Annotated in this window: 8 protein-coding genes; all 8 read left to right on the top strand. The window is 75.7% G+C overall.

Annotated elements, in window-relative coordinates; translation table 11 throughout:
- The first annotated feature begins 12 nt into the window (after window positions 1–12).
- From ND486_RS00180 to ND486_RS00215, 8 genes are read left to right on the top strand one after another with little or no spacing between them, the layout of a single operon-like run.
- Window positions 13–2,706 carry a Pls/PosA family non-ribosomal peptide synthetase gene (locus tag ND486_RS00180; RefSeq protein ID WP_251782228.1) on the top strand — a complete coding sequence of 898 codons (2,694 nt, stop codon included), beginning with the start codon at window positions 13–15 and terminating at the stop codon, window positions 2,704–2,706.
- The gene (locus ND486_RS00185) at window positions 2,703–5,246 is read left to right on the top strand and encodes a non-ribosomal peptide synthetase (RefSeq protein WP_251782229.1); all 2,544 of its coding nucleotides are present in this window, start codon (window positions 2,703–2,705) and stop codon (window positions 5,244–5,246) included. Before ND486_RS00180 ends, ND486_RS00185 begins: the two co-directional genes overlap by 4 nt.
- Before the next feature lie 17 nt (window positions 5,247–5,263).
- Entirely contained in the window at window positions 5,264–6,241 is a 978-nt protein-coding gene (locus ND486_RS00190; RefSeq protein ID WP_062395838.1) for a TauD/TfdA family dioxygenase, read from the top strand.
- The gene (gene sbnB, locus ND486_RS00195) at window positions 6,238–7,281 is read left to right on the top strand and encodes a 2,3-diaminopropionate biosynthesis protein SbnB (RefSeq protein WP_251782230.1); all 1,044 of its coding nucleotides are present in this window, start codon (window positions 6,238–6,240) and stop codon (window positions 7,279–7,281) included. Before ND486_RS00190 ends, sbnB begins: the two co-directional genes overlap by 4 nt.
- Before the next feature lie 31 nt (window positions 7,282–7,312).
- The gene (gene sbnA / locus ND486_RS00200) at window positions 7,313–8,368 is read left to right on the top strand and encodes a 2,3-diaminopropionate biosynthesis protein SbnA (RefSeq protein ID WP_251782231.1); all 1,056 of its coding nucleotides are present in this window, start codon (window positions 7,313–7,315) and stop codon (window positions 8,366–8,368) included.
- Window positions 8,368–10,599: a hypothetical protein gene (locus tag ND486_RS00205; RefSeq protein WP_251782232.1), complete on the top strand. Its 2,232-nt coding sequence runs from the start codon at window positions 8,368–8,370 to the stop codon at window positions 10,597–10,599. Before sbnA ends, ND486_RS00205 begins: the two co-directional genes overlap by 1 nt.
- Complete coding sequence (locus tag ND486_RS00210; RefSeq protein WP_251782233.1) at window positions 10,596–11,696, top strand: FAD-dependent oxidoreductase; 1,101 nt, start codon at window positions 10,596–10,598, stop codon at window positions 11,694–11,696. Before ND486_RS00205 ends, ND486_RS00210 begins: the two co-directional genes overlap by 4 nt.
- 46 nt (window positions 11,697–11,742) lie before the next feature.
- Window positions 11,743–13,524 carry an acyl-CoA dehydrogenase gene (locus ND486_RS00215; RefSeq protein WP_251782234.1) on the top strand — a complete coding sequence of 594 codons (1,782 nt, stop codon included), beginning with the start codon at window positions 11,743–11,745 and terminating at the stop codon, window positions 13,522–13,524.
- Window positions 13,525–13,526: the final 2 nt, after the last annotated feature.

Genomic DNA, 13,526 nt, shown 5'->3' on the forward strand with positions numbered 1-13,526 from the left:
GAACACGCTGTCGTGATCGCGTTCACAGCGATCATCACGGAGCTGCTCGACGCACCCGTGCGGCCGGACGACCACTTCTTCGTCGACGCGGGTGCCGACTCGATGGTCCTCGCCCGGTTCTGTGCGCGGGTCCGGCAGCGGCCGGACCTGCCGCACGTCGCGATGACCGACGTCTACGCCCACCCCACCGTGGCCGGGCTGGCCGCGGCACTCGCCCCGTCGGTCGCGCGCCCCGTCCGCACCGTCGACGACGTGCGCGAGGGCTACCGGGCGATCCTCGCCGAGCTGGTCGGCGCCGAGGTCGGGGCCGACGCCGACGTGTTCACCGACCTCGGTGCCGACTCCATGACGATGACCCGCTTCTGCGCCCGGGTCCGCCGCCGCGACGACCTGCCCGACGTCGCGATGACCGACGTCTACGCCCACCCCACCGCCGCCGGCCTGGCCGTCGCCCTCGCCGGCGACGCCGGTCCCGTGCCGGACGAGGCACCGCCCGCGCAGCCGGTCCCGACCGGCACCACCCGCGCCTACGTGCTGTGCGGCGCGGCGCAGCTGCTCACCTTCGTCGTGTTCACCCTCGCCTACGGCACCCTGCTCGGCGCGGTGTACCAGTGGATCGCCCTCGGTACCGGGCTGGTGGACTTCTACCTGCGCTCGCTGGCCGCGGTGGCGGTCGCCTTCACGGTGTTCGCGGTGCTCCCGATCGCCGCGAAGTGGCTGCTCGTCGGCCGCTGGACCGAACGCGAGATCCCGCTGTGGAGCGCGTCGTACTACCGGTTCTGGCTGGCCAGGACCCTGGTCCGGACCAACCCGCTGCTGCTGGTCGCCGCGGGCTCGCCGCTGCTGCCGCTCTACCTGCGCCTGCTCGGCGCCCGGATCGGGCCCGGCGTGGTCATGCTGGCGCGCACCATCCCGGCCTGCCCGGACCTGCTCACGATCGGCGCGAACACCGTGCTGCGCAAGGACTCGATCCTGTCCTGCTACCGCGCCGAGCCGGGCATCATCCGGACCGGCCGGGTCACGATCGGTGCCCGCGTCGTCGTCGGCGAGGCGTCGGTGATCGACATCGGGACCGAGATCGGCGACGGCGGACGGCTCGCCCACGCCTCCTCGCTGCACACCGGCCAGGTCGTCCCGGCCGGACAGACCTGGTGGGGGACACCCGCCCGCCCGGGTGGCGGCGACCCCGGTGCCGCGGTGTCCGCCCCGGTCGGGCCGGGCCGGCGCGCCGGCTACGCGGTGGGCCAGCTCGGCTGGCTGCTGCTGGTCTGGCTGCCGCTGGGCACCGGCGTGCTCGACGCGGTGCTGGAGCGGATCCCGACCGTGGCCGCGGTGTTGTCGGCAGGAACCGCGGACGTCCTGTCCGGGAGGATGTGGGTCGAGGCGCTCGCGACCACCACGGTCCTGATGTTCGGCGGCATGGTCATCGGGCTGATCGGTGCCACCGTCGTCGCCCGGGTGCTCTCGGCCGGCCTCACCGAGGGGCGTGTGTATCCGCTCTACGGTCTGCGATACACGTTGCAGCGCACCGTGTTACGGATCACCAACATCAGGTTCTTCACGTATCTGCTCGGCGACAGCTCCTACATCGTCGATTATCTCCGGATCATCGGACACGATCTCCGGCGCACCCCGCAGACGGGAACGAATTTCGGTACCGCGGTGAAGCAGGAGACGCCGTACGCCAGCTCGATCGGAACCGGGACGATGGTCGCCGACGGTTTGTCCATCGTCAATGTCGACTATTCGGACACCGCATTCGTCGTGAACCGGACCCGGATCGGGTCGAACTCGTTCCTGGGCAACAGGATCGTCTACACCGCGGGTTCCCGGGTCGGCGACGACTGCCTGATCGCCACCAAGACGCTCGTCCCCACCGACGGCCCGGTGCGCACCGGCGTCGGGCTGCTCGGGTCGCCGCCGTTCGAGATCCCCCGCACCGTCGCCCGGGACTCGACCTTCGGGCACCTGCACACCGGGCTCGACCTGCACGACCGGTTGCGCGCCAAGAACCGCTACAACCGCCGGTCGATCGCGCTGGCCCTGGCGGTCCGCTGGGGCGCCCTGTTCGGGATCACCCTGCTCTCGCTCGTCGTCGCGACGCTGATCGTGCCGCTCGGCCCGATCGCGGTCGGGGTGCAGCTGCTCGTGTCGCTGCTGTTCACGATGACGTACACGATCACCGTCGAGCGGCTCGCCGTCGCCGGGCGCCGCCGGCTGCGGCCGCGCTTCTGCTCGGTCTACGACCCGTACTTCTGGTGGCACGAGCGCTACTGGAAGCTCGTGGTGCAGGGCTGGGACCGGATGCTCGCCGGGACCCCGTTCAAGAACCTCGTCACCCGCGCGCTCGGCGTGCAGATCGGCCGCCGCGTCTTCGACGACGGCTGCGGCATGACCGACCGCACGCTCGTGCGCATCGGCGACGACGTCGTCCTCAACGCCGGGTCGGTGCTGCAGTGCCACTCGCAGGAGGACGGCACCTTCAAGTCCGACTTCATCTCCGTCGGCACCGGCGCCTGTCTCGACGTCGGCGCCTTCGTCCACTACGGCGCCGTCGTCGGCGACGCCGCCCGCATCGGCTGCGACGCCTTCCTCATGAAGGGCGAGGACGTCCCCGCCGGTGCCGTCTGGGAGGGCAATCCGGCCGCCGCCCCGCGCTCCCGCCCCGCCCCGACCCCGCTGCTGAACGGAGAGACCGCACGATGACCGGCACGCTCGCCGACCTCGCCACCACGACCGCCCGCGAGTACTGGACCCGGGTCCTGCTCACCGGCGGTGCCACCCCGGCCCCGTCCTGGACGGCGACGTCCCGGCCCGGGACCGCCGTGCACACCGAGCCGATCCCGCGGGACGCGGTCGCCGCCGTCGCCGCGGTGACCGGCGTGGAGGCCGGCGCGGTGCTGCTCGCCGCGCACGCCGCCGTCCTCGCGGCCCTGTCCGGCGACACCGAGGTGACCGCCGGGGTCCCGGCCCGCACCGGCGCGACGCCGCTGCCGGTGTGCCTGGACACGGCCCGCAGCTGGTCCGCGCTGGTCACCGCGGCCGCCGACGCCCTGGCCGGGCTGCGCGCCCACCCCGAGCCCGACCTGGGACGCCTGGCCGCCGAGCTCGGGACCGCGGTGCCGTCGTTCGGCACGGTGCTCGACCCGGGCGCGGACCTGCGCGGCGCCGAGATCGCCCCCGGCGCGCTGGACCGGACCGGTGAGCGTGGTGCCGACCCGGACACCACCACCGGCGACGGGCCCGGTGCCGCCGGGCTGCACGTCGCGGTGTCCGGGGGGACCCTGCGCCTGACCCACCGTCTCGACCTCCTCGACGAGGGCGCGGCCGCCCGGATCGCCGGCTACCACGTCGCGGCCCTGGCGCTCGCCGCCGCCGACCCCGACGCGCCCGTGCGCCCGTCGGCGCTGGTCGGGCGGGCCGAGCGCGACGCCCAGCTCGGCGACCTCGCCGGCCGGCCCCGGGACCTGCCCGACCGCCGCCCGCACGAGCTGCTCGCCGACCGCGCCGCCGCGGCCCCCGACGAGGTCGTCGCCGAGCACGCCGGGGTCACCCTCACCCGCGCCGAGCTGGAGGACCGGGCCGCCCGCGTCGCCTCGACCCTGCTCGACGCCGGGCTGGCGCCCGAGGACGTCGTCGCCGTGGTGTGCGACCGCGACCTCGACTGGATGGTCGCGGTGCTCGCCGTCCTGCGTGCCGGTGGCGCCTACCTGCCGGTCGAGCCGCACTTCCCGGCCGAGCGGATCGCCCGCACACTCACCCGCGCCGGGTGCCGGATCGCGCTGACCACCGACGCCACCCGCGCCCACCTCGACGAGGCCGGCGTCGCGACGACGGTGCTGACCGTGCCGGACGCGGTCGCCGCCGCCGACGGCCCCGCGCCCACCGCCGACGTCCCGGCCGACGGACTCGCCTACCTGTACTTCACCTCCGGCTCCACCGGCGAGCCCAAGGGCGCGATGTGCGAGCACGCCGGGATGCTGAACCACCTGCTCGCCAAGATCGAGGACCTGGAGCTGGAGCCGGGCTGCGTGGTCGCCCAGACCGCGCCGCAGTGCTTCGACATCTCGCTGTGGCAGCTCGTCGCGGGTCCGCTCGCCGGTGGGCGGACCCTGCTCGTCGAGCAGGACGTGATCCTCGACGTCCGCCGCTTCGTCGACACCCTGGTGCGGTCCCGGGTCACCGTCGCCCAGCTCGTGCCCAGCTACCTCGAGGTCGTGCTGACCTACCTGGAGGAGAACCCCACGGCGCTGCCCGACCTGCGGATGGTCTCGGCCACCGGGGAGGCGCTCAAGACCGAGCTGGTGCAGCGCTGGTTCCGGGTGCTGCCCGGTGTCCCGCTGGTCAACGCCTACGGCCTGACCGAGACCTCCGACGACACCAACCACGCCGTGCTGCGCGAGGCTCCCGCGGACGGCCGGGTCCCGCTCGGCGCCCCGGTGCCCGGGGTGAAGGTCTACGTCGTCGACGCCGACCTGGCGCCGGTCCCGCTCGGCGCGCCCGGGGAGATCGTGTTCTCCGGGGTGTGCGTCGGCCGCGGCTACGTCAACGACCCCGACCGCACCGCCGCCGCGTTCGGCTCGGACCCGCACCGGCCCGGCGAGCGGCTCTACCGCAGCGGCGACCACGGCCGCTGGCGCCCCGACGGGCAGCTCGAGTTCCTCGGCCGCCGCGACAACCAGGTCAAGATCCGCGGGTTCCGGATCGAGATCGGCGAGATCGAGAACGCGCTGCTGGCGGTGCCCGGCGTCCGCGACGCCTGCGTTGTCGTCGCGACGACCGCGGGCGGGCCGCAGCTGGTCGCCTACCACGCCGGCGACGGCCCGGACGCGCCCGAGGTCCGAACCCGGCTGGCGCGCAGCCTGCCCGCCTACATGGTCCCGCCGACGGTCCACCGGCTCGACCCGCTGCCGGTCACCGCCAACGGCAAGATCGACCGCAAGACCCTCACCGCGCACGCGACCGCGGCCGCGGCGCAGGCCGCCGTCGCCGGGAGCGCGTCGGCCGGCCCGGCCGGTGGCGAACTCACCGCGGCCCAGCGCCGCGTCGTTGACGCCGTCACCCGCGTGCTCGACCTGCCCGCCGGATCGGTGGGCCCCGACGACGACTTCGCCGACCTGGGGGGCAGCTCGCTGTCCGCGGTGAAGCTCGTGATCGCACTCGGCCGGGCCGTCACGGTCCGCCAGGTGCTCGACCATCCCGTCCTCACCGACCTCGCCGGGTTGCTCCCGGCCGACCAGCGCTGACCACCACAGGGGGAGACATGACCGGATCACTGCTCGGGGTGCGCCCGCACCCCGGACGACCGCCCGTCCTCGACGCGGGCCCGGGCGGCGACGCCGCCGGCTGGACCGAGCGCCACGGCGACGCGCTGCGTGACCTGCTCGACGACCACGGTGTCGTGCTGGTGCGCGGGCTCGGCCTGCGCACCGTCGCCGACGTCGCCGGTGTGGCCGCCCGGCTGGGGACCGGCAGCTACGTCGAGCGCGAGGCGATCGCCGCCCGGACCCTGCTGTCGGACGGCGTCTACTCGGCCACCCCGTGGCCCGCGCGCCAGCCGATGTGCGCCCACCACGAGCTGTCCTACGTCCTGGACACGCCCGCCACGCTGCTGTTCGCCTGCCTGCGTGCACCCGAGACCGGCGGCGCCACGCCACTGGTCGACACCAGCCGGGTCGCGGCGGACCTGCCGCCCGCACTCGTCGACCGCGTCGAGCGCGAGGGCTGGATCCTCACCCGCTCCTACGGCGACGACATCGGCGCCTCCTGGGAGCAGGCGTTCGGCACCGCCGACCGCGACGCCGTCGAGCGCTACTGCCGGGCCAACGCCATCGACACGGTCTGGACGCCCGACGGCGGGCTGCGCACCCGCCAGCGCCGGCACGGCGTGCTGATGCACCCGGTCACCGGGCAGCGGGTCTGGTTCAACCAGATCGCGTTCCTGTCGGAGTTCGCGATGGACCCCGAGGTCCGCGAGTTCCTGCTGGAGATGCACGGCCCGGACGGGCTGCCGTTCAGCACCCGCTTCGGCGACGGCTCCCCGGTGCCGGAGGCGGTCGTCGACGAGATCAACGCCGCGCACGACCGGCACGCCGTCCGCGAGCCCTGGCAGGACGGCGACCTGCTGGTCGTGGACAACCTGCGGTTCGCCCACGGCCGCGACCCCTACACCGGTGACCGGCACGTCGTCGTCGCCATGACCGACGGCGTCGCCGTCCCCGCCTTCGAGGGAGCCCGATGAACGCCCCGGCCGAGTCCGTCCCCGCCTTCTCCGTGATCTCCGGCGCCCAGGTGGCGCGGGCGCTCGGCGGGCGGGAGAAGGAGCTTGTCGAGCTCGTCGAGGACACCTACCGGGTGCACGGCGCCGGCGCGACGGTGAACCCGCCGTCGTACTTCCTGCGGTTCCCCGACCGGCCGTCGTCGCGGATCATCGCGCTGCCCGCGTCGCTGGGCGGCACCGGTGACGACACCGGCGTCGACGGCATCAAGTGGATCTCCAGCTTCCCGGAGAACGTCGCCCGCGGCGTCCCCCGGGCCTCGGCGGTGCTGATCCTCAACGACCCCCGCACCGGCTACCCGTACGCCTGTCTGGAGAGCTCGATCATCTCCGCGACCCGCACCGCGGCGTCGGCGGCCTCGGCGGCCGACCGGCTCTCGCGCGACGGGGCCCGCCCGCGTCGTGTCGGGTTCGTCGGGACCGGGCTGATCGCCCGCTACATCCACCAGTTCCTGGTCGGCACCGGCTGGACCTTCGACGAGGTCGGCGTGTTCGACCTGTCGGCCGACTCCGCGGAGGGGTTCCGGGGCCACGTCGAGCGCACCGCGCCCGGCGCGGTCCGGATCCACGACTCCGCCGAGTCGCTGGTCCGCGGCAGCGACCTGGTGATCTTCGCGACCGTCGCGGGCACCCCGCACGTGCACGACCCCGCCTGGTTCGACCACCACCCGCTGGTGCTGAACGTGTCGCTGCGCGACCTGTCCGCGGACGTCGTGCTCAGCGCCTTCAACGTCCTCGACGACGTGGAGCACTGCCTCAAGGCCGACACCTCCCCGCACCTGGCCGAACAGGCCACCGGGAACCGCGACTTCGTCGACGGCACCCTCGACCAGGTGCTCGACGGCACGCTGGCCGTCCCCACCGACCGCACGGTCGTGTTCTCCCCGTTCGGCCTCGGGGTCCTCGACCTCGCCGTCGGACGGTTCGTCCACGCCGAGGTCGCCCGCGCCGGCGAGCTGCACACCGTCGACGACTTCTTCCACGAGCTGAGCCGGCACGGCTGAGCCGCCACCACTGGTACACGAGGGGTCGACGATGACCGTCATCTCCGCACCCGAAGACTTCAACACCGACGACCTGTACGTCGACCTGACCGGGGTCCTCGGACTGTCGCTCTACCTCAAGTGCGAGGGCTTCAACTTCGCAGGATCGGTCAAGCTCAAAGCCGCGCTCGGCATGGTCACCGACGCCGAGCGGCGCGGCCTGCTGCACCGCGGATCGGTGCTCGTGGAGTCCTCCTCGGGCAACCTCGGCGTCGCGCTCGCCATGATCGCGGCGAGCCGGGGCTACCGGTTCGTCTGCGTCACCGACCCGCGCTGCAACCCGGCCACGCACCGGCTGATGGAGGCCCTCGGCGCGGAGGTCCGCGTCGTGGACAACCCGGACGCCGCCGGTGGCTTCCTCGCCACCCGGATCGCGCTGGTCCGCTCGCTGGTCGCCGGCGACGACCGCTACGTCTGGCTCAACCAGTACGCCAACCCGGAGAACCAGGGCTCGCACCTGGTCACCACCGGGCCGGAGATCGAGGCGGCGTTCCCGCAGCTCGACGTGGTCTTCGTCGGCGCGGGCACGACCGGCACGCTGATGGGCTGCGCCCGCTACTTCCGGTCCCGGCCGCGGCCGGTCCGGGTGGTCGCGGTCGACGCGGCCGGGTCGGTCACCTTCGGTGACCGGCCGACGCCCCGGATGATCCCGGGGCTGGGCACCAGCGTCCGCCCGGAGGCGCTCGACGAGTCCTACATCGACGACGTCGTGCACGTCGCCGAGCCCGACACGCTCGAGGCGTGCCACGCCCTGGCCCGCCGCGGGTTCCTGTTCGGCGGGTCGACCGGCACCGTCGTCGCGGGGGCCGCGGACTGGCTGCGCCGCCACGGCGACGCGACGACCACGGCCGTCGCGCTCGCCCCGGACATGGGGGAGCGCTACCTGGACACGGTCTACCGGCCGTCGTGGCTGGCCGAGCACTTCGGCCCCGAGGCGGCGGCCGGGATGCCGCAGCCGCGCGAGGCCACGATCACCGAGGTCACCCCCGCCGGCGTGGTCACCGAGATCCTGCCCGGTGGCCCGGCCCTGGTCGCGGGGTCCCGCTGATGGCCCGCACCAGGACCCCGCGGGCCCCGCTGGTCCCGCCGCGGCGCGCGGCGGAGGCGGTGGCCGGGTCGGCGCCGTCGCGGCCGACGCCCTACCGCCGCGGGGGTGCGCCGCAGGAGGCGGCCGACGGTGCCCCGGGTGCCGTCGACGACGTCTCCGCGACGACGGCGCTGCCGGCGGTCACCCCGTCGTCGGCCGGTGCGGGGCCGGTCCCGGTGCGCGACGCCGACCCGGCGTCGCCGGGTACCGGCGCCGCCGAGCCGTCGGGTCCGGCCGAAGCGTCGCGTCCCGCCGAGCCGTCGCCCTCCGGCGCGCCCGAGCGGGCCCGGTCGCGGCGGCGGGGGCTGCTGCCGCCGCCGGGCGCGGTGACCCGGGGCGAGCCCGCCGCCTCGTCGGCGGAGCCCGGCACACCGGACGGGTCCGGGGCTCCCGGCGCCTCCGGTGCGGAGGACACCGTGCAGACGCGACCGCGCGCCGGGGCCCACCGCACCGCGACCCCGACGTCGCTGCCGACGTCACCCCGCACCGGGGCCGTGCCCGCGGCCCCGGGCTCCGTCGCGGGAGCGACCGGCAGCCCCGCCCCGGCTCCGGTGAACGGCGCGAACGGTGGGCACGGCGCGGTGTCGGCCACGACGCCCGTCGCGGCGTCGGCGGTCACGGGGACGGCGCCGGTCACCGGCTCGTCGGCCCTGCCCACCCGGTCCACCCCGCCGGGCGCCCCGGCCCCGGCGGTGCCGTCCCGCCCGTCGCCGGCCACCCCGGCGACACCGCTGGTGCCGCCGACGACGTCCGCGCCCGCCCGGGCACCGGCCCCGCAGTGGTCCCCGGTCGCACCCTCGCGTCCGGCTCCGACGGGGTCGGGACCGGCGCTGCCGGCCGGGTTCGACGGTCCGGCCCCGCCCGGGGCGCCCCGGCCGGACCGGACCGCGGCGACGGCCCCGTCGACGAGCCCCGCGGCCGCGCCGGTCCCGGCCGCGGCCCCGGCACCCGTCCCGTCCGGGGCGGACCGCAACGGCGCCCTGGCGGAGATCGGCGCGACCCTGCGCCGTCGCCGCGCGCCCGTCACCGGAGCCGTGCTGCTCGCGGCCGCGGGCGCGGCGGGCCTGGCCGTGCTCCTCCCGCCGCCCACCGTCGCGACGACGTCGGTGCAGGTCGGCTCGGTCGGCACCGCCGACCCCGGGCCGGCCACCACCCGCGCACTCGCCGCGGCCGGCAGCGCCGCCTTCACCGATCGCGTCGCCCAGCTGACCGGCTCCACCGTCACCGACGTCGCCGGGCGCCTCGTGCTCACCGCACCCGAACCGGGTGTGGTCGCCGTCCGCGCCTCCGGCACCGACGACGCGACCGCCACCGCGCTGGCCGACGACGCGGTCACCGCGCTGCGCGAGCGCATCGGCGCCCTCGACGCCGCCGTCACCACCGGCGGAACCCAGCCGCTGCGCGCCGAGATCGACCGGCGGGCCGCCGACGCCCAGGCCACCGGCAGCTCCGGCACCACCGGGACCGACCCGGTCGCCGAGCAGCTCGGCCGGACACTGGCCGACCGGACCGGGCAGGTCACCGTCGTGGTCGACGGGCCCGATCCGGTCGTCGCGCCGGAGGTCCCGACCGCGTGGTGGGTCGGCGGTGCGGCCGGGGTCGGCGCCGGTGCGGCGCTGCTGCTGGCCGGTCTCGGGGTGCCCGCGGTCCGCCGCGGCCGCGGACTGCTGCCCGAGGCCCACCCCGAGGACCGGCTCCGGGCCCGGCTCGACGTGCCGGTGCTCGCCCCGGGCACCGCCCCGGACGCGGTGCCGCGCCTGGCCGGTGCCTACCGCGACCTGCTGCGCCACGTCGACCGCCTCACCGTCGTCCAGCTGACCCGCGAGCCCGCCTGTGACGTCGCGTCCGAGCTGGTCAAGGCGGCCGCACTGGTGGGGGACCGGCGCGAGTTCCACGACCTCACCCCCGGCGCCCCGGCGACGACCGTCGCCCCCGGAACGCCGGTCGTGCGGGCCCTGCGGGTCCCGCGGCTCGCGCACGAGGACCTGTGCAGCGTGCGCGACGGCGGGCCGAGCGTGCTCGTCGTCGAGACCGCCGCGACGACCACCGAGGACGTCGTGACGGCCGTCGCCGCGCTGCGGGCGGTCGGTGCGCCGCCGCTGCTCTGCCTGGTCTGGCCGGGACGCCTGCCCCGGGACCCGGCCCGCGTGCCGCTGCCCGCGGACGCCCGGATCCGGTCGCAGCACCCGTGAGGCGGGCCGGGTCGGTCGAGTGCGCCGTCGTCGGGCTGGGTGTGCTCGGCGCGGCGTCGCTGCTCGCGCTGGCCCGCGCCGGGGTGTCCTGCGTCGGGCTGGAGTCCGGGCGCGTCGGCCACCCCGACGGCGGTTCCGGCGGCGGGACGCGGATCTTCCGCACCGCCGTCGCGACCGGGCCGGACCACGTCCGCCTGCTCGACCGCAGCCGTGAGCTCTGGACCGGACTGCCCGGCGCGCCGTTCACCGCCTGCGGCGCACTCACCCTCGGCCCCCGCGACGACCCGCGGGTCCGGGCGGTCGCGCTGCCGGGCCGGACCACCGTGCTCGACGCGGCCACGGCGGCCGCGCGCTGGCCCGCGCACCTGCTCGGCGCGGACGAGGTGGCCGTGCTCGACCCGGGCGGCGGGCTGCTCGACGCCGGCACCGCCACCCGCGGGCTCGTCGCGGAGGCCCGCCGGGCCGGAGCGGCCGTCCGGGAGGGCGTCACCGTCGTCGGTATCGGCAGGCGGCGCGGGCGCGTCGTGCTGCACACCGTCGACGGCGAGACCGTCGCCGACCACGTCGTGATCGCCACCGGTCACGGCGCCGGTCTCGTCCCGGGCGTCACCGGGATCGAGCAGCGCCGTGTCGTGCTGAGCTGGTTCGGGGTGCGGGACCCCGCCCGGTTCGCGCCCGCGGTCTTCCCGCCCGGGATCCACACCGCGGCACCGGTGCACACGTTCTTCCCCGCCGTCGACGGCGCCACCGTCAAGATCAACCACCAGCAGCCGCAGCCCCGCGTCCACTCGCCGGCCGACCACCACCCGTTGGTCGAGGCCGGCTACACCCGGGACTGGGCCGGCGCGGTCGCCGCCCGCCTGGCCGGCATGTCCGACCGGCCCGCCCGGCTGGAGTCCTACGTCGAGGGCTACACCCCGACCCGCCGCGGGATCGTCGCGCTCGCCCCGTGGGAGCCGCGCACCGTCGTCCTCGGCGGGTTCTCCGGCCAGGGCTTCAAGTACGCCCCGGCCGTCGGCGAGCTCGTCGCCGACCTGGTACGGACCGGCCGGTCCGGGTCGCCGGCGTTCGCCCCGGCGCTCGCGGCCGGGGGCTGAGCGGCCCGCTTCCCCGGACCCGCCCCGGGGTGCGATCGTGGGTGCCGTGCGAGCGCAGCTGATCTCCCGTGCCGACCTCGACTTCCTGCTCCACGACTGGCTGCGGGTGGTCGAGCTCTGCGACCGCGAGCGCTACGCCGAGCACGACCGCGACACCATCGACGCCGTCGTCGACCTCGCCGCACAGGTCGCGACCGAGCACTTCGCGCCGCACCGCAAGGTCTCCGACACCCGCGAGCCCGAGTTCGACGGCGAGCGCGTCACGCTCCCCGACGAGGTCCGCGCCGCGCTGAAGGTGCTGGGCGACACCGGGATCGTCGGCGCCGGGCTCGACGAGCGGGTCGGCGGGATGCAGCTGCCCGCCGTCGTCGTCCAGGCGTGTTTCGTGTGGCTGCACGCCGGCAACGTCGCCACCGCCGCCTACCCGATGCTCACCGTCGCCGCGGCCAACCTGCTGCTCACCCACGGCAGCTCCGAGCAGGTGCAGACCTGGGTGCGCCCGATGGTGGAGGGCCGCTACTTCGGCACGATGTGCCTGTCCGAGCCGCAGGCCGGGTCGTCGCTGGCCGACGTCACCACCCGGGCCGAGCCGCGCGACGACGGCACGCACCGGATCACCGGCACCAAGATGTGGATCTCCGGCGGCGAGCACGAGCTGGGGGAGAACATCGTCCACCTCGTGCTGGCGAAGATCCCCGGCGGACCGGCCGGGGTGAAGGGCATCTCGCTGTTCGTGGTGCCCCGGGTGCTGGAGAACGGCGAACGCAACGACATCGCCCTCGCCGGGCTCAACCACAAGATGGGCTACCGCGGCACCGTCAACACGGTGCTGAACTTCGGCGAGGGCCGCGCCACCCCGGGCGGGGAGGCGGGCGCCGTCGGCTACCTGGTGGGGGAGCCGCACACCGGTCTCGCCCAGATGTTCCACATGATGAACGAGGCCCGGGTCGGGGTCGGGGCGGGTGCCACCGCACTCGGCTACGCCGGCTACCTGCTGGCCCTCGACCACGCCCGTACCCGCACCCAGGGCCGCCCGGCCGGGGCGAAGGACCCGGCGAGCCCGCAGGTGCCGATCGTCGCCCACACCGACGTGCGCCGGATGCTGCTCGCGAGCAAGTCCTACGTGGAGGGTGCGCTCGCGCTGAACCTGTACTGCGGGCGGCTCCTCGACGAGGAGCGCACGGCGGGGACCGACGGGGAACGCCGCCGGGCGCACCTGCTGCTGGAGGTGCTGACCCCGGTCGCGAAGAGCTGGCCGTCGCAGTGGTGCCTGCACGCCAACGACCTCGCCATCCAGATCCACGGCGGCTACGGCTACACCCGCGACCACGACGTCGAGCAGCTCTACCGCGACAACCGGCTCAACCCGATCCACGAGGGCACCCACGGTATCCAGGGCCTGGACCTGCTGGGCCGCAAGGTCGTGATGCAGGGCGGCGCCGGGCTGACGCTGCTGCGGGAGACGATCGGGCAGACCGTGGAGCGCGGACGCGCGGTCGGCGGGGAACTCGCCGCGCACGCCGACGCCGTCGCGGCGGCCGTGGACCGGGTCGTCGAGGTGACCGGGATCGTGCACGGCCAGGACGACCCGGCGCTGGCGGTCGCCCACTCCACGGTCTACCTGGAGGCCGTCGGGCACGTCGTGCTCGCCTGGATCTGGCTGGAGCAGGCGCTCGCCGCCGAGGGTCGCGACGGCGACCTGTACGAGGGCAAGCGTGCCGCGGCCCGCTACTTCGTGCGCCACGAGCTGCCCCGCACCGGCCCGCAGCTGGACCTGCTCGCGTCGCTGGACCGGACCACGCTCGACGTCCGCGACGCCTGGCTCTGACC

It is taken from the genome of Pseudonocardia sp. DR1-2, from assembly GCF_023717215.1.
Lineage (GTDB): Bacteria > Actinomycetota > Actinomycetes > Mycobacteriales > Pseudonocardiaceae > Pseudonocardia > Pseudonocardia alni.

Coding starts and splice junctions, on each gene's coding strand:
- ND486_RS00185 (WP_251782229.1), top strand. CDS start 2,703: ATGACCGGCACGCTCGCCGACCTCGCCACCACGACCGCCCGCGAGTAC.
- sbnB (WP_251782230.1), top strand. CDS start 6,238: ATGAACGCCCCGGCCGAGTCCGTCCCCGCCTTCTCCGTGATCTCCGGC.
- ND486_RS00190 (WP_062395838.1), top strand. CDS start 5,264: ATGACCGGATCACTGCTCGGGGTGCGCCCGCACCCCGGACGACCGCCC.
- sbnA (WP_251782231.1), top strand. CDS start 7,313: ATGACCGTCATCTCCGCACCCGAAGACTTCAACACCGACGACCTGTAC.
- ND486_RS00205 (WP_251782232.1), top strand. CDS start 8,368: ATGGCCCGCACCAGGACCCCGCGGGCCCCGCTGGTCCCGCCGCGGCGC.